General features: G+C 66.8%; 17 protein-coding genes. 9 read left to right on the forward strand and 8 right to left on the reverse strand.

Translation table 11 applies throughout. The features are described 5' to 3' along the window. Nucleotides 1-278 precede the first annotated feature (278 nt). Both ACVOK1_RS01430 and ACVOK1_RS01435 read left to right on the forward strand, forming a co-directional pair. Complete coding sequence (locus ACVOK1_RS01430) at nucleotides 279-2,480, forward strand: autotransporter family protein (RefSeq protein WP_481560842.1); 2,202 nt, start codon at nucleotides 279-281, stop codon at nucleotides 2,478-2,480. A gap of 425 nt (nucleotides 2,481-2,905) precedes the next feature. Next, nucleotides 2,906-3,154, forward strand: a complete 249-nt coding sequence (locus ACVOK1_RS01435; RefSeq protein ID WP_481560844.1) for a hypothetical protein — start codon at nucleotides 2,906-2,908, stop codon at nucleotides 3,152-3,154. A 183-nt stretch (nucleotides 3,155-3,337) separates the two neighbouring features. Here the strand turns inward: ACVOK1_RS01435 and ACVOK1_RS01440 are convergent, their stop codons facing one another. Further along, a complete protein-coding gene (locus ACVOK1_RS01440) occupies nucleotides 3,338-3,739 on the reverse strand; it encodes a ketosteroid isomerase-related protein (protein ID WP_481560845.1) in 402 nt (133 codons plus the stop codon). A 15-nt stretch (nucleotides 3,740-3,754) separates the two neighbouring features. On the opposite strand from ACVOK1_RS01440, the gene ACVOK1_RS01445 reads away from it, so the two are divergent. Both ACVOK1_RS01445 and ACVOK1_RS01450 read left to right on the forward strand, forming a co-directional pair. Further along, on the forward strand, nucleotides 3,755-4,402 hold the full coding sequence (locus ACVOK1_RS01445) for a GNAT family N-acetyltransferase (protein ID WP_481560846.1): 648 nt from the start codon (nucleotides 3,755-3,757) through the stop codon (nucleotides 4,400-4,402). Next, nucleotides 4,399-5,286, forward strand: a complete 888-nt coding sequence (locus tag ACVOK1_RS01450) for a carbon-nitrogen hydrolase family protein (protein WP_481560847.1) — start codon at nucleotides 4,399-4,401, stop codon at nucleotides 5,284-5,286. Before ACVOK1_RS01445 ends, ACVOK1_RS01450 begins: the two co-directional genes overlap by 4 nt. Before the next feature lie 151 nt (nucleotides 5,287-5,437). Here the strand turns inward: ACVOK1_RS01450 and ACVOK1_RS01455 are convergent, their stop codons facing one another. The 3 genes from ACVOK1_RS01455 to ACVOK1_RS01465 form a co-directional block, all read right to left on the reverse strand. After that, the gene (locus tag ACVOK1_RS01455) at nucleotides 5,438-7,435 is read right to left on the reverse strand and encodes a DUF4034 domain-containing protein (RefSeq protein WP_481560849.1); all 1,998 of its coding nucleotides are present in this window, start codon (nucleotides 7,433-7,435) and stop codon (nucleotides 5,438-5,440) included. A 171-nt stretch (nucleotides 7,436-7,606) separates the two neighbouring features. Beyond that, nucleotides 7,607-7,930 (reverse strand): thioredoxin family protein, encoded by a 324-nt coding sequence (locus tag ACVOK1_RS01460; RefSeq protein ID WP_481560850.1) that lies wholly within the window; start codon nucleotides 7,928-7,930, stop codon nucleotides 7,607-7,609. A gap of 4 nt (nucleotides 7,931-7,934) precedes the next feature. After that, entirely contained in the window at nucleotides 7,935-8,351 is a 417-nt protein-coding gene (locus ACVOK1_RS01465; RefSeq protein WP_164072546.1) for a host attachment family protein, read from the reverse strand. Nucleotides 8,352-8,965: 614 nt separating this feature from the next. Here ACVOK1_RS01465 and proP point away from each other — a divergent pair. Together proP and ACVOK1_RS01475 are read left to right on the forward strand one after the other, a co-directional pair. Continuing rightward, nucleotides 8,966-10,453, forward strand: coding sequence for a glycine betaine/L-proline transporter ProP (gene proP / locus ACVOK1_RS01470; protein ID WP_481560851.1), 1,488 nt, complete (start codon nucleotides 8,966-8,968; stop codon nucleotides 10,451-10,453). A 107-nt stretch (nucleotides 10,454-10,560) separates the two neighbouring features. After that, nucleotides 10,561-11,649, forward strand: coding sequence for a catalase family protein (locus ACVOK1_RS01475; protein WP_481560852.1), 1,089 nt, complete (start codon nucleotides 10,561-10,563; stop codon nucleotides 11,647-11,649). Nucleotides 11,650-11,831: 182 nt separating this feature from the next. On the opposite strand, the gene ACVOK1_RS01480 is transcribed toward ACVOK1_RS01475, so the two are convergent. From ACVOK1_RS01480 to ACVOK1_RS01490, 3 genes are all read right to left on the reverse strand, one after another. Continuing rightward, nucleotides 11,832-12,416 carry a hypothetical protein gene (locus ACVOK1_RS01480; RefSeq protein WP_108770691.1) on the reverse strand — a complete coding sequence of 195 codons (585 nt, stop codon included), beginning with the start codon at nucleotides 12,414-12,416 and terminating at the stop codon, nucleotides 11,832-11,834. Between the two features lie 142 nt (nucleotides 12,417-12,558). Then, a complete protein-coding gene (locus ACVOK1_RS01485) occupies nucleotides 12,559-14,136 on the reverse strand; it encodes a sensor histidine kinase (protein ID WP_481560853.1) in 1,578 nt (525 codons plus the stop codon). Nucleotides 14,137-14,145: 9 nt separating this feature from the next. Continuing rightward, entirely contained in the window at nucleotides 14,146-14,547 is a 402-nt protein-coding gene (locus ACVOK1_RS01490; RefSeq protein WP_108770692.1) for a response regulator, read from the reverse strand. A gap of 150 nt (nucleotides 14,548-14,697) precedes the next feature. Here ACVOK1_RS01490 and ACVOK1_RS01495 point away from each other — a divergent pair, with 150 nt between their 5' ends. Beyond that, nucleotides 14,698-15,096: an OsmC family protein gene (locus ACVOK1_RS01495; protein ID WP_481560854.1), complete on the forward strand. Its 399-nt coding sequence runs from the start codon at nucleotides 14,698-14,700 to the stop codon at nucleotides 15,094-15,096. A gap of 9 nt (nucleotides 15,097-15,105) precedes the next feature. Here the strand turns inward: ACVOK1_RS01495 and ACVOK1_RS01500 are convergent, their stop codons facing one another. Continuing rightward, complete coding sequence (locus ACVOK1_RS01500; RefSeq protein WP_481560855.1) at nucleotides 15,106-15,570, reverse strand: Lrp/AsnC family transcriptional regulator; 465 nt, start codon at nucleotides 15,568-15,570, stop codon at nucleotides 15,106-15,108. A gap of 125 nt (nucleotides 15,571-15,695) precedes the next feature. On the opposite strand from ACVOK1_RS01500, the gene ACVOK1_RS01505 reads away from it, so the two are divergent. After that, the gene (locus tag ACVOK1_RS01505) at nucleotides 15,696-16,430 is read left to right on the forward strand and encodes an AzlC family ABC transporter permease (RefSeq protein WP_481560856.1); all 735 of its coding nucleotides are present in this window, start codon (nucleotides 15,696-15,698) and stop codon (nucleotides 16,428-16,430) included. Further along, nucleotides 16,427-16,741, forward strand: a complete 315-nt coding sequence (locus ACVOK1_RS01510; protein ID WP_481560857.1) for an AzlD family protein — start codon at nucleotides 16,427-16,429, stop codon at nucleotides 16,739-16,741. The genes ACVOK1_RS01505 and ACVOK1_RS01510 overlap by 4 nt, the downstream gene beginning before the upstream one ends. Nucleotides 16,742-16,783 lie beyond the last annotated feature (42 nt).

Consider the following 16,783-nt stretch of genomic DNA (forward strand, 5'->3'; position numbering starts at 1 on the left):
AACACCCGGATCACAGCGGCTTCACAGCCCCTTAGCGTGTGATGCGCGATGACGCGTTGCGCACGGGTTTCTTCCTGAAGTTTTGAATCAACAGGAGTTCCGTCATGAAAATCGCTGTTCGTCGTTCGTTGTCGCCGCTTGCGCCTACCCTTCTCGCCGGCGCGGTCGCGCTGTGTCTGTCTGCCCCCGCGCTTGCCGGCAATGTAGGCAATGGCGCGACGCATACCGTGGTCGCTGGTGATCCTACTGAAGATTGGCAGGTCAGTGGTGCTTCAACGTTGGTCCTGGCCACGGGCGCGACCGCTGGGGTGGTCAGCGTAGACGGTCAAAGCACGCTCAACGCCACTGACGCTCAACTCTCCGGCAGCGACTCGTCCTGGCTGGTCGGCATCGTCAATTCCAATGCCAGCTTTCTCCGCAGCGGCATCCGCAACGATGCTGGCTTCGGCATGACGTTGGGCACGAACACGGCAACGCCAAGCGCCCCCCGTTCGATGGTGACGCTGGATGCCTCCACCGTCGAGGGCCTCGGCACGGCGGTGCTCGTCAATGGCTATGGTCAACTGACCGTATCCGGTTCCAGCCTGATCGGTAACGCAGACCCGGCCACGCCCAGCAATCCGCGCAACGGTGTCGGTCTGTGGGTTGAAATGGGCAGCGCCACGGTGCAGAACGGCTCGTCAGTGCGCGGCGACCTGCACGGCGCCTACCTCGTTTCCAATCAGATGGCAGGGTTCACCGCGCAGCCCTCGGCGCTTGTTGTGGACGGCTCCCGCCTGGAAGGCACCGCCGGCAGCGCCGTCTACGTTGGCCCCAGCTTCGCCGGCGATACTGACGTGGACATCACCCTGCGCAACGGTGCCGAGCTCATCGCTGGCAATGGTGTACTGATCGACATCCAGCCCAACACCACCAACCCTGCTCAGAAGGTCCACGCCGATGTGGCGGTCAGCAGCAGCCAGTTGCGCGGCGATCTTCGCGCCGGTGCTGGTGCAACCGGGTCACTTGCACTGACCGACAACGCATCGTTGATCGGCGGCATCACCGGCGCCTTTGACGTTTCCCTGGCCCAAGGTGGCCAGTGGCAGCTCAACAAGAGCAGTGACGTAGCCAGCCTGGACCTGGGCAGTGGCGGCGTTATTGCCCTTGGCGACGGCTCCTCTTTCAACACCCTCACCGTGGCCGGCAACTTCACCGGCAACGGTGGCACTCTCCTGTTCAACACCGTACTGGCCGGCGATGACGCCGCCACCGACAAGCTGGTCATCGGCGGCGATACCAGCGGCACGGCCAACGCGCGCGTGAACAACGTCGGCGGCGCCGGCGCGCAGACCAGCCAGGGCATTGAGCTGATCTCGGTCGGTGGCGCCTCCAACGGCCAGTTCAACCTGGCCGGCCGTGCCGTGGGCGGGCAGTACGAGTACTTCCTGTTCAAGGGCACCGGCGCCGATGGCAACTGGTACCTGCGCTCGCAGCTGCCGACCCAGCCGGACCCGTGCGATACCGACCCGACCCTGCCCGAGTGCAACCCGGTGCTGCCGGGCCCCGATCCGGACCCGGTGCTGCGCCCGGAACCGGGCGCCTACCTGGCCAACCTGCAGGCCGCGCAGACCATGTTCCGCCTCGGCTACCACGACCGCCATGCCGGCCAGAATGCGGGTCGCGCCTGGGCCCGCGTAGACGGTTCTCGCAACGGCTTCGATGCGGTCAGCCAGCAGCTGGACATTCGCGGCAACAGCCAAGCGCTCACGGTGGGTGCCGACCTGTGGCGCGCCGACGCTGGCAGCAGCGTCGGCGTGATGCTGTCCACCGGCAATGCCAGCAGCACCTCCACCAACGAGCTGACCGGTTACTACGCGCGCGGCAAGGTGAAGGGCGAGGCGCTGGGCCTGTATGGCACGTGGCGCGGCGGCAACGGCGCCGACCCGTATGTGGGCTTCTACGTGGATGGCTCGGTGCAGCGTGCACAGTTCCGCAACCGTGTGGAAGGCATCGGCCTGGCCACCGAGCGCTACGACAGCCGCGCCTGGCAGGGCGCGGTGGAAACCGGCTACGCATTCCGTCTGGGTGGCAGCACCAACAGCAGCGTGATCCTGGAACCCCAGCTGCAGGTGGGCTACAACCGCTGGGATGACACCCGCCACACCGAAGTGAACGGCACCGTGGTCACCACCGATGATGCCGACGGCCTGTTCGGCCGCGTAGGCCTGCGCCTGTCCGGCGTGACCCGCTGGGAAGGCCGTGCTGCACAGGTGCAGCCGTACCTGGCCGCCAACTGGCTGCACAGCCGTGCCGAATCGCAGGTGCGCATGGATGGGGAACTGGTAGATGCACGCATTCCGCGCAGCCGCGCCGAAGTGAGTGCCGGTGCCTCGGTGAAGTTTGCCGGTGGCCTGGGTATCTGGGGCGGACTGTCGCGCCAGCAGGCCAGTGGCTACCACCTCACCAGTGCCCAGATGGGCATAAGCTACAGCTGGTAAGACGCTTTTGGCTTTGTCGAGCGGCCGCGGCGTGTCTGCCGGGGCCGCCTACTTCTCTTGAAGCTGGGCGCGGCGGGTCAAGCGCAGTGATGCGCAGCAAGTACATTGCGCCCCGAAGTGACGCGATCAGTCCGTTTGCGTGACCATGCGCGAAAGCACTCTTGGCAGCGCCATGAATAAGACCCCTTGATGATCCTGGAAGAAGCTGGATGTACCGCGATGGCAGGGTGCAGGATGACCGCGCAGTTGAGTAACCGCTGCCGGGCGTGGAACCCCGAAATGAATCTAGGGATCTGCTTGCCGTGACTACGGCGGGCGGTGTGCGGAGGCCGTAAGGCCCACCGGCTTTTCCCTGGATTCAGCCGAAGTTCCAACCGCGCATCGCCCGCCACCTACGGGTGGCCCACTCTTGCAGGAGCCATCGCATGTCAACTGAAACACCCCGCATTACCGCCGAAGTGGAAGCGCTGTTCTTCCGGCTGGAACACGCCCTGTACACCACCGAAGGCATGGCCACCATGATCGGCGAGAACGAACCGCCGGACCCGACCGCGCATGACCGGCCTGGCTGCAACGTCCACAAGGTCAGCGCGGCCATCATTGCCCTCAGCCAGCGTGGCAGGCGGCTGCTGGGTGAACTGCGGGCGCACCACGGCCCCATGACGCTGCATTGAAGCGTGATGGGTAGAGTCGAGCTTGCTCGACTGCTTTTGATCTTGCGTAGAGTCGAGCCATGCTCGTCTGCTTCTGCTTCAATCAGTCGAGCAAGCTCGACTCTACAACTGCGCGAAGATCAGTCGAGCATGGCTCGACTCTACACAAAGGCGAAGAGCAGTCGAGCACGCTCGGCGCCGGCCTCAGCGGCTGACCGCTTCGATCCAGTGCGGCAGGTTGTAGTAGTTGGTGATGCGCGCGACCTTGCCGTCACGGATCTCGAAGAACGCACCCGCCGGCAGCACGTACGGCTGGCCGCGTGCCTCGGGCAGACCTTCGTCGGTGGCCAGGTACTGGCCGTTGACGGTGAACTCGGCGGCACCACGGCTGCCATCGGCATTGCCGAACACCACGATGTCGGTCAACTGCTCGCGGTAGGAACGCGCCATTTTCTGGCAGAACGCACGGAAGGCGTCCTTGCCGACTTCGCGGCCGCCCTGGTTGATGTCATGCACCACGTCGTCGGTGACCTGGGCGACGAACGCCTCGATATCGCCGCTGTTGAAGGAATCGTAGTAGGCGCGGATGACGTCGGTGGCACTCATGGGAGGATCCTGGGGATGGGCGGGCCGGGGAGCATAGCCTATACTCACCCCCAGTATCCATGGGCGGCAACGAACGTGCGCATCACCACGCTACAGGGGCTGGCAGCAACCCCCTTCCTCGACGATCTTGCGCACCTGCGCATCCGCGTCTTCCGTGACTTCCCGTATCTGTATGAAGGCGACCTGGCCTACGAGCGCGGCTACGCGGCGACCTATGCGGCGGCGGCCGGCAGCATCATCGTGCTGGCCCAGGACGGTGACCGCGTGGTCGGCGCTTCCACCGGCATCCCGATGCGCGAGGAGACCGCTGAGTTCCAGGCGCCATTCCTGGGCAGCGCCTGGGACACCGACCGCATTTTCTACTTCGGCGAATCGGTACTGCTGCCGGAGTATCGCGGCCAGGGCCTGGGCGTACGCTTCTTCGAAGCCCGCGAGGCGCATGCCCGCCAGGCCGGCTTCGGCCTGTGCTGCTTCAGTGCGGTGCAGCGCCCGCTGGACCACCCGCTGCGACCGGCCGATTACCAGCCGCTGGATGCGTTCTGGCACAACCGCGGCTATGTCCATCATCCTGAGCTGAGCACGTCCTTCACCTGGCGCGACGTCGGCCACAGCGAGAAGACCGCCAAGCCGATGTCGTTCTGGCTGAAGGCGCTGACCGCATGATCCGCTTCGCTGCCAGCCAGTACGCCATCGAGCTGTTCGAGCACTGGGACGACTACGCCGCCCACCTGGACGCCCATGTGGCCGAAGCCGCGGCCGCCGGTGCGCAGCTGGTGCTGCTTCCCGAGTACGCGGCGATGACCCTGACCGGCCAGCTGCGGCCGGCCGAGCGCGGCGGCCTGGCCGCGTCCATCGCCGGCATCCAGCCGCTGCTGCCGCGCTGGCAGGCGCTGTGTGCGGAGATCGCGCGCCGCCATCGCATCTGGTTCTGTCCGGGCTCGGCGCCAGTGCTGGACGACGATGGCCAGTACCGCAACCGCGCGTTCCTGTTCGGTCCGCAGGGCCTGCTGGGCCACCAGGACAAGCTCATCATGACCCGCTTCGAGCGCGAGGAATGGAACATCGCCGGTGGCCGCGAGGGCCTGCGCACGTTCGCCACGCCGCTGGGCACGCTGGGCATCCTGATCTGCTACGACACCGAATTCCCGATGCTGGCCCGCCAGCTGGCCGAGGCCGGCGTGGACCTGCTGCTGGCACCGAGCTGCACCGATACCGAGGCCGGCTACCACCGCGTGCGCATCGGCTCGCAGGCACGTGCACTGGAGAACCAACTGCCGGTGCTGGTCTCGGCCACCGCCGGCATGGCCAGCTGGAGCCCGTCGGTGGATGTGAACTACGGGCGCGCGGCGATGTATGTGCCGGCCGACCGCGGCATGCCGGCCAACGGCGTGCTGTGCGAGAGCGAGCGGGTGTTCACCGAGGAAAGCCGCTGGTTGATCGGGCAGATCGATGCAGCCGCGGTATCTGCGGTGCGTCGCGAGGGCCAGGTGGCGCTGTACCGCGATTGGCCGGAGCAGTTTGCGGTGAAGGTGCAGCGGACGGCGTAGCGCCGGGCCATGCTCGGCTGACGCCTTCTGTAGAGACGAGCCCATGCTCGGCTGGAACTGCAGTCGAGCATAGGCTCGACTCTACAAGAGCAGTCGAGCATGGCTCGACTCTACAAGAACAGCCGAGCATGGGCTCGGCTCTACAAGGGCGTCACCGCGCTGGCAGGCCGTCGCTCACGCGTTCCAGCGCCTGCCGGTAGCGGCGGCTGCCAAACAGGCCGCGCTGCAGGGTCGTGCGCAACGCCTGCACCTCGTCCTCATCCGGCTGCTGCGCGCAGGCACGCTCGGCCCAGAACACCGCGCGGTCAAACTCGACTTCGCTGCGCGCGGCGTAGTACTGCGCCAGCATCCAGGCCGCCTGCGTCCACGCCTGTCCACCCCAGAACTCCAGCGTATCCAGCAGGCGCGGCAGGCGCCCCTCGGCAGGCACCTGCGTGCGCAGGTAGTACCCCGCACCCGCTACGCAGCTGCGGACGCGACGCTGCAGACGCTCGCCCCACTCTTCTTCGGTCGCCGCCAGCTCCAGGCAGCGCAGCTCGCAGGCGTTGGACAGGTGCACCAGTTCGTCCGCGCCGATGCCGGCAATGCCGCCCTCCTCCAGGCCACGGTCGTAGACCAAGCTGAGGTTGTAGAGCGCGCGGCCACTGTCCTGCTCGGCCGCACGGCGGTACCACTGGATGGCCAGCGCCGGATCGTAGGCAGGCGCGTGCTCGAAGTAGTGGTAGCCCAGCGCGGCCTGCATCTCCGGGAAGCCCAGTTCGGCACCGACCTGCGCCATGTGCAGCAGCGCAGTGTGCTGCAGCGATTCGTCGAAGGCATGGTAGACGTCGTTGAACGGGCAGTCCGCGCCCGGCGCCGGCACCACCATCAGCGCGGCCGCGTGGCGCCAGGCCGCCTCGGCCTGCGCCGCATCGGGCGTCACCCCGCACCAACCGGTATCGCGCAGTACGCCCTGCATCACCGCCGCCCAGGCCGAGTTGCGCCACTGCCGTGCAACCACCGGCGCCAGCCACTCACCCATGCCGGTCGCCGCGGCTGCATGCAGCATGCGCATCAGCTGATGATCATCGAAACCGCGCGGCACGCTCGGGTCGGCCGCCTGCGCGTAGTACGCCGCAGCCATTTCGGCGTTGTCCACCCGCGAAGCCAGCTCGGCCAGCTGCAGATGAATCCCCGTCCGCTCCAGCGCAGACTGCGGCTGGGCCAGCAGTTCCATGCCGCGCGCGAAGGCCTGCTGCACCGCGCTGCGGTCGTCGGTGTCGATGCTGTCCACGTCGATGGCATCCAGCCACACGGTCATGCGCAGCTGGTTGCGCTGCGATGCGTCCAGGCCTTCGGCCAGGGGACCCTCGGCCAGCGCCAGGATCTCATCATGGCTGCCGCCCCAGCGCGGCGTACGCAGCCGCGCGTAGGTATCCAGCAGCGGCAGGGCGTGCCCTGCGGCCTGCAGGCCCATCTGCAGCCAGGCCAGTGCCGGCTGCGGCGAAGCCTCGTCGCTCGCGATCGGGTCGCCCTCCTCATCCAGTTCCGGCGGCGGCGGAATCGCGGCAGACCAGGACGCAGGCATCTGCGCCGGCAGCTCCGGCAGGCGCGGCGCCTCGGCCATCCACGCGCCGAGCAGGGCCTGCATGTCGCGCCACGGGCCAGCTCCATCGGCGGGATGGAAGCCATCGTGCATCCAGTCGCTCATCCACACCGGCACACCGAACGCCGCCACGCTGCGCATCAGCTGGTGCAGCAGCGGCCAGGACAACGGCGCGCGATCGGCCAGGGCAATGGCGTGGACGAACAACGCGGTCTGTGCGGCATGAACGCTGGACCAGGCGCCCTCGCCCACCGATGACGTCCAGCCCGAGCCGCGCAGATCGACGGCGATGCGGTCCCACACCAAGGCGGCCAGCAGCAGCGGTGCATCAGCCTGCGGAGCCTGCCGCTGCCACACAGTCAGGGCCTCCCACAGCGCATTGATCGACAGTGCCTGCGGCGGCGCGAGCAGGGCCAGTGCACGCGCACCGCCCTCGGCGTCCTGCGGTGCGAGGAGCTCGGGCAAGGCGGACTCGATGGCCTCGAAGCGATGGGCGAGCAGGTCATCCCAGATCGCGGGTGCGGCGTGACGCCGCGGGGATTCAGCGGAAAGCGGAGAGGTCATCGGAATTCAAGCAGAGCGACAGCACCTGCGGATTATAGCGTTGCGGAGGGGCTGCGCTCCGTATTGGTCAAGCTTGCTTGACCGCCTTTTACCGTTCCGTCGAGCAGGCTCGACGCCTACCAGAGCGAAAAGCAAAGGCAACAGCAGTCGAGCAAGCTCGACGCCTACACGCTACGTCGGCAGCGCTGCCACCAGGGTGGACAGATCCGCGCTGTCCACCGGCCGCACCACGCGCGCCACTTCCTGGCCGTCGCGCAGCAGTACCACCGTCGGCCACAGCTTCACCTGGAACGAGCGGCCCAGCGGCTTGCCCTTGCCATCCTCGATCTTCCAGTGCGGCAGATCATGCGCGTCCACGAACTGCTGCAGCGCCGGCTGCGCGGCCTTGCAATGGCCGCACCACGGCGCACCAAACTCGATCAGCAGCCAGCCGGCCTGTGCATCGACATCACTGCGGGCCGGCTCTACAGCCTGGTGGTCGCGCATGAAGGGCATGGCGTCAAGCCGCCAGTGCGCGCTGGATGTCTTCCAGCGGCGCGTTGGTAAAGTTCTTCGCCAGATCATCCAGCAGCCGCGCCTGCGTTTCCTTGTGCAGCAGCGGGCGGATGCGGCCCAGGGTGATCGGATCGGCCACCAGGATCAGGTGCGAGTAGCGGTTCTTCAGCGCATCCTCGTTCAACTGCTCGGCCACCTGTTTGGCGAACGTCGCCTCATTGAGCTGGGAAATGGACATGTCCTTCGGCACGGCACCCGCGGGCCCCTGTCCCGACACGCCCTGCTCGCTGATGTCCTGCAGGCGCAGCTCGCCCTCCTGCTTCAGCGTCAGCTGATGATCGGTGCCGACGTTGGTGAACACGCGCGCCGAGCCACCATCGGTGACGACGACAAGGGTACCTTCGGGAATGCGACGGGTCATGCGATGCTCCGGTTGCGTTGGTTCGCCACCACCGTAAAGGCTGCGTTGTGAGCGGTGCGGCCACACTGCGTCCACAGCGTGTCATCGCAGCAGGCATCATCAAAGCACGCACATGAACGGGCCGGCTGGAACACAGCGTCCGCTACAGCCCGCTTCGCTGCAAGTTCACACCGTAACCGTTATCATGAACGGATGATCGACACGACGTACTACGTGGCAGGCACGCCTGTTGCGTGGGAAGCACGGCCGACCGGCGTACCGCTTGCCACACCCGCTCCCACCCCCTCATTCCTTCGCCGCGTGCAGGATCCGGGTGGATGACGCCGCTCAGGCGCTGATCTTCACTGTTTTTCCGATGCGCACCCAGCCTGTTCCGGTCAGCCCGTTCTGATCGGCGGCATCTGCCATCACCGCTGGCATTGATCTTCACCAGCCCTCGCCAATCCACGGCGTAGTTTCCCGTGCGTGGTCTTTTCCCGTACGTCCTGGTCCAACGTGGACCGCCCACACCGATGCCCCTGCGCCAGTTGCGCCAGCACCGCCGTTTCCGATTTCCGGGACACACCACACCGCCTATTCCGCACTCCCCCTCCAAGAACAGAAAGGACGTCCCCATGCAGGACAACCCCGATGCCCATGCCCATTTCGGTTGGTTCAAACGCCGCCGCCACCTGAAGGTCGACGAGATCACCGTCGTCGACAAGCCCATGCTCAAGCGCGCCGTCGGTGCCGCTGCACTGGGCAATGCGATGGAATGGTTCGACTTCGGCGTCTACGGCTACCTTGCCGTGACCATCGGCCAGGTCTTCTTCCCCTCCAGCAATCCCACCGCGCAGGTGATCGCCGCGTTCGCGACCTTCACCGTGGCCTTCCTGGTGCGCCCGCTGGGCGGCCTGGTGTTCGGTCCGCTGGGTGACCGCTACGGGCGGCAGAAAGTGCTGGCCTTCACCATGATCCTGATGGCGCTGGGCACCTTTGCCATCGGCCTGATTCCCTCCTACGAACGCATCGGCATCTGGGCCCCGGTCCTGCTGCTGCTCGCGCGCGTCGTGCAGGGCTTCTCCACCGGCGGCGAGTACGGCGGCGCGGCCACCTTCATCGCCGAGTACTCAACCGACCGCAACCGGGGCCTGATGGGCAGCTGGCTGGAGTTCGGCACGCTGGGCGGCTACATCGCCGGCGCCGGCACGGTCACCGCGCTGCACATGCTGCTGAGCAGCGAGGACATGCTGGACTGGGGCTGGCGCATCCCGTTCCTGGTCGCCGGTCCGCTGGGCCTGCTCGGCCTGTACATGCGCATGAAGCTGGAGGAAACCCCGGCCTTCCGCGCCTTCGCCGAGGAAGCCGAGAAGCGCGAGCACGACCGCCCGGGCCTGGGCGACCTGTTCCGCATGCATGGCCGCCAGCTGCTGGTGTGCATGGGCCTGGTGCTGGTGTTCAACGTCACCGACTACATGCTGCTGACCTACATGCCCAGCTACCTGAGCGTGACCATGGGCTATGCGGAGAGCAAGGGCCTGCTGCTGATCATCATCGTGATGCTGGTGATGATGCCGCTGAACATCGTCGGCGGTCTTTTCAGCGACAAGCTCGGCCGCCGGCCGATGATCATCGGCGCCTGCATCGCGCTGCTGGTGCTTGCCGTGCCGTGCCTGCTGCTGATCGGCAGCGGCAACGACTGGCTGATCTTCCTCGGCCTGATGCTGCTGGGCCTGGCCTTGGTGTGCTTCACCAGTTCGATGCCGTCCACGCTGCCGGCTCTGTTCTACACACCGGTGCGTTACAGCGCGCTGTCGATCGCCTTCAACGTGTCGGTGTCGCTGTTCGGCGGTACCACGCCGCTGGTCACTGCCTGGCTGGTCGAGCGTACCGGTGATCCGCTGGTACCGGCGTACTACCTGATGATTGCGGCGGTGATCGGCCTGGTCACCATGATGTTCGTGAAGGAGACGGCGAACATGCCGCTGCGCGGTTCGCCGCCGGCCGTGGCCAGCGACAAGGAAGCCGCCGCCCTGCTGAAGAGCGATGGGCCGGTGACGGTTGACCCGACCCTGCCGCCGCTGCCGGAAGCCGGTGACGGCGAGACTCCCAAGCCTGCCTGAGGCATCGTAGGCGCCCGCGCATGGGTCGTGAAAGGGGCCCATGCCGGCCCTGCACTGTCGGATAACCGCAATCACGCATGCTGGCTTCATCCCTGATGGAGCCAGCCATGCGCACGCTACTTCCCCCCGTTCCCTTCCACGCCGGCATGGAGCAGCCAGAGGCTGACGAGGCCGAGACCATCGACGCGCTGCGCGAGGTGTTCCTCGGCATGGCGCGAACGGTGGCAGCGGCCGAAGGCCATGCGCATCGTGCCGTGCATGCGAAAGGCCAGGCGCTGCTCAAGGGCAGGCTGCAGGTTGCGGATGGCCTGCCGCAGGAACTGGCACACGGACTCTTCGCTGCGCCTGCAACGTATGAGGCGCTCGTCCGCTTCTCTTCCCCGCCCGCCGAACAGTTGCCGGACACGGTGTCCACCCCACGCGCCATCGCCATCAAGATCCTTGGTGTGAGCGGCGCCCGCGTCGCGGAAAGCGAAGAACAGCACAGCCAGGACTTCCTGATGGTGAACGGCCCGGCCTTCACCAGCCCGGGTCCAAAAGGCTTTCTCCGTTCCACCAAGCTGCTCGCGGCAACCACCGAACGGATGCCTCGCACCAAAGCAGTGATCTCGGCCGCCCTCCGCGGCGGCGAAAGGCTGCTGGAAGCCGCAGGCGGCGGCAGCGGCAAGATCAAAGGGATGGGCGGCGAACCGCAGACACACCCGATGGGGGAAACCTTCTTCAGCCAGGTGCCGTTCCGCTTCGGCCCCTACGTGGCCAAGTTCTGCCTGCGTCCTGTGTCGGCGACCTTGCAGGCACTGGATGGTGCACCGGTAGAGAACAGCGAGGACAGCCAGCGCGATGCCATCCAGGAGGCGCTTGCGAGCGGTCGCGCCGATCTGGTGTGGGAGCTGTGTGCACAGCTGTGCCGGGACGAAGAAACGATGCCCATCGAGGATGCCTCGGTGGAATGGCCAGAGGAGCAGAGCCCGTTCATTGCCGTGGCCGAGCTGCATGTTCCGCCGCAGGTGAGTTGGGATGATGCGGAATCACCGGGCGTCGAAGACCGCCTGGCGTTCAGTCCATGGCACGCGCTGGAAGCACATCGGCCGCTGGGTGCGCTGAACCGCGCACGCAAGGTCGTCATGGCCGCCTCGCGTGCGCACCGGTCGCAGCACAATCGGTGTCCGCTGCACGAGCCGGTTGCAGGCACATGATCCAGCCCTCCGGTGAGCGATGTAGAGTCGAGCCTGCTCGACTGCTTCTTGCAAGCCAGTCGAGCAAGCTCGACTCTACAAAGAGCGGGAGCAGTCGAGCAAGCTTGACTCTACAAAAAGCGGGAGCAGCCGAGCATGGGCTCGGCTCTACAAAGAGTTGGATCAGTCGAGCAAGCTCGACGCTACGGTTCCTGCCGGGTCAGTTTTCCCGGCGTCCAGTGCAGGACCCACTGATACGGCCCCTCTGGCGGACAGACGTGGCGGAAGCCGCGGGGTATCTCGCAGACCGTCGCACCGGCGGTCACGATGAAGTCGACGATGATGCGGCTGCCCTCGATGCGGATGGACTGCACCGCACCCGGTATCTGCATGCCCGCATCATCGGCATAGCCGGATGCACGGATGGCCGCGTAATCCTCGGCATCCACCGGCGACAGGCTCTTCGGATTCTCCTTGCCGCGTGGATCATCCGGCGTCAGTGCCGTCATCACGGCAACGACGTTTCTTTGTGCGAACGTTCCCCCGGTGTAGGTGGACGTGTAGAAGTAGATGATCTCAGAACGGCCATCGCCATCCAGATCGGCCACGCCAGTCCATGCAGGTCGGAAGTCAAGTTCGATGTCATCGCCCGGAATGAGCTGCAGCGTAGCCTCGGCCGCCTTCAGCGCCTGCACCAGGCTGGGCGGCGCGGGTGCCGCCTGCAGGGGCAGGGCCAGCGCGGCCACAATCAATGCAGACAATGCGCCGGCAAAGCGACGTACGTGCATGGCGTCCCCCGTGACAGACGCGCGCAGACCGCGCACCGGCCACTGCGTCCCTTCATTCATGTGCTGCATCCTGATCCGTAGCTTCAATGCCCCGGATCATCGCACAGGCCGTGCACGCGGCGCGGCCAATGCCGACGACTGCTCACCCCGTGGCCGGCGCGTCCGTCTGCAGCAGGCTGTCGCGCTCACGCAGCGGGAAGCGGATATGGGCATCTACGCCATCGGCGCGGAACTGCAGCTGCCCGCTACCCGCCAGTTCGTAGGGCACGCGTTTCTCGATGAGCGAGCAGCCCAGGCCCCGCCGCCGCGGCGGCGACCAGTCCGAAACCGTCACATGGTTCTCGCACCAGTGCAGGACCAGCCAGGGACTGCTCCCGCCCTCCGCCTGCACGGACCACGACACGCTGATGCGCCCATCATTGCTGATGGCGCCGTACTTCAGCGAGTTCGTCACCAGCTCATGCACGGCCAGCGACAGCACCTCGGCCGCTTTCGGCGGCAGCAGCAGGTCGGGCCCCTCGAGCCCGTACTGGTCCGATCGATGCACCTGCACCGATATTTCCTCGTCCAGCATGCCGCGCAGGCACACGCCGGCATTGTCGGCGCGCGTCAGCAGCGCCTGCGTGCGCGCCAGCGACATCAGCCGGCCGCACAGGCGCTCTGCATATTCCTCGACGCTGCCCACCGTTTCCTGCGTGCGCCAGGCAATGGCGTGAATCATGGCCATGATGTTGCGCACCCGATGCTGCAGCTCGGCCAACAGCACGGCCTGGCGCTCGGTTGCACGCTTCAGCGTGTCGATGTCGATGGCGATGGCGAATACGCCGGTCACCTCACCCTGCGCATCGCGCAGCGGCGCCGCTGCGATGCGTGTCCAGCGCACCTGTCCATCATCGTGGGTGAACTGAAATTCCAGCCCGGGCACAACCGTGTCGCCGCGCAGCGCGCGGGCGACCGCGAAGTCCTCGGGCCCAATCGGGCTGCCATCCTCATGCCAGCCCTGCCAACGCGGCATGTTGCCGGTATCACGCGAAGGCAGCTGACCGGTGGGAAGGTAGGCGCGCATCTGCTCGTTGGACTGCAGCACCCGGCCCTCGGTGTCGACGATGCACAGCCCCACCGGCAGCATCTGGAAGGCGAGTGACAGGCGTTCGTCACTCTGCCGCCGGCGCTGCTGCTCGTGCGCCCGCGCCGCATGCGCCGTGTGCGCGGACGTGGTTTCGAACATCGTTACCAGCACCCCTTCGATGCGCCCATCGGCGTCACGGATCGGGCTGTAGGTGATGGTGAACCAGATGTCTTCCAGCACGCCCTGCCGCGCCAGCGGGTAGAGCTTGTCCTCGTAGGTGATGGTCTCGCCCTGCCAGACGCGGGCATAGATGGGGCCATTGATGTGCCACACCTCCGGCCAGCAGATGCGCGTGGCCTGGCCCAGGCCGCCCGGGTGCTTGTCGGCCAGGATCTCGGCATAGCCATCGTTGTAAAGCTGGACCAGTTCCTCGCCCCACAGCACGATCATCGGGAAGCCGTGGGCCAGCATCAGATCGACCGTTGCCCGCAGATGCGGTGCCCACTCATCGCGCGCACCCAGCGGCGTCGCCGACCAGTCGTGCGAGGCGATGCGCTCGGCCATGCCGCCGCGCAGCGCGTGCAGCGGTGGCGACGTCGGCCGCACCGGCGTGGTCGCCACCGGCGAGCTCATCTGCAATCGGCTACCCATGTGCAGCCTTCACTGGCCACCTGCGGCCGCACGCGTGGCCTGCACCAGCGTCTCCAGCTGCTGGGCCAGCGCCTGGATGTGATAGGGCTTGGCACAGCGCGGCACGTCGGCGAAACGGCTGGGCACGTTGTCGTCATAGCCGGAGGTCAGCAGGAAGGGAATGCCGGCTTCGACCAGGCGGTCCGCCAGCGGGTAGACCTGTTGGCCGCCCAGGTTGATGTCCAGCAGGGCCACATCGATGGGCTGTTCATCCACCAGCCTGCCCAGCGCGGCGAGGTCGCCCGCGGGTCCGACGACCTGCACGCCTTTCAGTTCCAGGTAGTCGACCAGGAACATGGCGATGGCGAACTCATCTTCCGCCACCAGTACACGCACGCCTTCCAGGCCCGGATTATCAACGGCTTCCAACACGTACAACGCTCCTGTCCAGGCGGCACTTCCGACTGTTGCAGGCAAAGGGTGGCCAATCGGCCTACAAGAGCGCGTGACGACCGCGCGCACGCACCCGCGCCGGGCCGCCGGCGGTACCATTTCCCGGTCTTCACTCCCCCCTGTCCCACCATGGCCTACGCCCGCATCATCTCCACCGCCGACAACTACCTGCACCACGTCAGCAACGGCACCTTCAGCGTCGACGCCGATGAACCGGCCACGCTGGGCGGACAGGGCCGCGGCTTTGCCCCGTTCGATCTGTACCTGGCGTCGCTGGCGTCGTGCACCGCCATCACCCTGCGCATGTATGCCCAGCGCAAGGGCTGGGAACTGGGCGATTTCCATGCCGAGCTGCGCTCCGAGCGCGACGAGGATGGCCGCCTGCACGTGCACCGGGTGCTGCATGCCAGCGCAGAGCTGAGCGATGCGCAGTGGTCGCGGCTGCTGGAGGTGGTGGAAAAGACCCCGGTGACCCTGGTGATGCGCGAAGGCGCCCGCATCACCAGCGAGCGCGGCCAGGCCGGCTGAGGCCCGGTTTCAGAGCGGCAATTCGGTGGTCTGCTTGATCCGCTGCATCGGGATCTCGGTCTTGGTGTTCTGCACGCCGGCGATCCGGTTCAGGTGCCGGATCTGGAACTGGCGGTAGGCATCGAGATCGGCCACCGCCACCCGCAGCAGGAAATCGCAGTCGCCTGCCATCAGGTGGCACTCGAGCACTTCCGGGAAGGACTTGATGCTGTTGATGAAGTGGTTGGTGGTGTCCTCGTCCTGCCCGCGCAGCCAGACCCGCACGAACACGGTGAACCCCCGGCCCACCTTGGCCGGGTTCAGCAGCGCCACGTAGCGATCAATGTAGCCGCCCCCCTCCAGCAGGCGCACCCGGCGCAGGCACGCGGACGGTGACAGGCCCACCTGGCGGGCGAGCTCCAGGTTCTGCAGCCGGCCATCGCGCTGCAGGGCGTCGAGGATGCGGCGGTCGAGGGCGTCAAGCTCGTTCTGCACGGCATTTCACCGGGTTGGCACAAGGGCGCACAGGATTTCAAATAATCGGATCATTGCGGCATCAACGCAACCCGATTCTGCGGCTTCGCCGCTAGCATGGTCGTCCCCACACACGCGATCGCTCCATGGACGCCCGCACCACCCTGCCCCTGCCCGACCCCGCCTGCGACACCGCGCCGCGTGCCGAATTCCTGCGCGGCCTGCGCGCCGCCATCCCGGTGATGGTCGGCTTCCTGCCGTTCGCCTTGGTGCTGGGTGCGCAGGCCGCACAGAAGGGCCTGAGCGCACTGGAAGTACCGCTGATGACCGGTCTCAATTTCGCCGGTGGCTCGGAATTCGCCGCCGTCGAGCTGTGGACCTCGCCGCCGCATATCGCCCTGATCGTGGCGATCACCGCGGTGGTCAACAGCCGCCACCTGCTGATGGGCGCCAGCCTGGCTCCGCTTCTGCAGCACCTGCCGCGGCGCCGCGTGCTGCCCGCGCTGTTCTTCATGTGCGATGAGAGCTGGGCAATGGGCGTGGCCGATGCACGCCGGCGGGCGCCCGGCTTCAGCCTGGCCTATTACCTGGGTGTCTCGGCCGGGCTCTACACCGTCTGGGTGGTGTTCACGACCATTGGCGCACTGGTCGGGCCACTGCTGGGTGACGTCCATGCCTATGGGTTCGACATGGCCTTCCCGGCCGTGTTGCTGGTCCTGCTGCGGGGCATGTGGCAGGGCATGAAGCCCGCCCGACCCTGGCTGGTCAGCCTGGTGGTGGCGGCGGGCACCTACCTGCTGGTGCCCGGCGCCTGGTACGTGGCCAGCGGCGCGCTGGCCGGTCTGGCAGCAGCGTGGCTGCTGGCGGAGGACGCAGCATGATCCTCGGCGGACTGATCCACTGGACCGCGCTGCTGACCATCGTGCTGATGGCCGCAGTCACCTATCTCACCCGCATCGTCGGCTTCCTCGCCCTGCGCAACCGCACCCTGAGCAAGAGCGCGGTGACGGTGATGGAGGCGGCGCCGGGCTGCGTACTGATCTCGGTGATCGCACCCGACTTCGTGGCGGACAACCCGGCCGACCTGGCGGCGCTGGCGATTACCCTGCTGGCCGCCACGTGGTTGTCGATGCTGCCGACGGTGCTGATCGGCGTCGTGTCGGCGGGAGTGCTGCGCTACGTGCTGGGGTGAGCGGTTCGCCGGGCATGGCCCGGCGCTACCTCATGACCCCGG

Source organism: Stenotrophomonas sp. STEN087 (genome assembly GCF_056759115.1).

Bases quoted from the DNA above. Each gene is read 5' to 3' on its own strand.
- ACVOK1_RS01435 (WP_481560844.1), top strand. From the start codon at position 2,906: ATGTCAACTGAAACACCCCGCATTACCGCCGAAGTGGAAGCGCTGTTC.
- ACVOK1_RS01440 (WP_481560845.1), bottom strand. From the start codon at position 3,739: ATGAGTGCCACCGACGTCATCCGCGCCTACTACGATTCCTTCAACAGC.
- ACVOK1_RS01445 (WP_481560846.1), top strand. From the start codon at position 3,755: ATGGGCGGGCCGGGGAGCATAGCCTATACTCACCCCCAGTATCCATGG.
- ACVOK1_RS01450 (WP_481560847.1), top strand. From the start codon at position 4,399: ATGATCCGCTTCGCTGCCAGCCAGTACGCCATCGAGCTGTTCGAGCAC.
- ACVOK1_RS01455 (WP_481560849.1), bottom strand. From the start codon at position 7,435: ATGACCTCTCCGCTTTCCGCTGAATCCCCGCGGCGTCACGCCGCACCC.
- ACVOK1_RS01460 (WP_481560850.1), bottom strand. From the start codon at position 7,930: ATGCCCTTCATGCGCGACCACCAGGCTGTAGAGCCGGCCCGCAGTGAT.
- ACVOK1_RS01465 (WP_164072546.1), bottom strand. From the start codon at position 8,351: ATGACCCGTCGCATTCCCGAAGGTACCCTTGTCGTCGTCACCGATGGT.
- proP (WP_481560851.1), top strand. From the start codon at position 8,966: ATGCAGGACAACCCCGATGCCCATGCCCATTTCGGTTGGTTCAAACGC.
- ACVOK1_RS01475 (WP_481560852.1), top strand. From the start codon at position 10,561: ATGCGCACGCTACTTCCCCCCGTTCCCTTCCACGCCGGCATGGAGCAG.
- ACVOK1_RS01480 (WP_108770691.1), bottom strand. From the start codon at position 12,416: ATGCACGTACGTCGCTTTGCCGGCGCATTGTCTGCATTGATTGTGGCC.
- ACVOK1_RS01485 (WP_481560853.1), bottom strand. From the start codon at position 14,136: ATGGGTAGCCGATTGCAGATGAGCTCGCCGGTGGCGACCACGCCGGTG.
- ACVOK1_RS01495 (WP_481560854.1), top strand. From the start codon at position 14,698: ATGGCCTACGCCCGCATCATCTCCACCGCCGACAACTACCTGCACCAC.
- ACVOK1_RS01505 (WP_481560856.1), top strand. From the start codon at position 15,696: ATGGACGCCCGCACCACCCTGCCCCTGCCCGACCCCGCCTGCGACACC.
- ACVOK1_RS01510 (WP_481560857.1), top strand. From the start codon at position 16,427: ATGATCCTCGGCGGACTGATCCACTGGACCGCGCTGCTGACCATCGTG.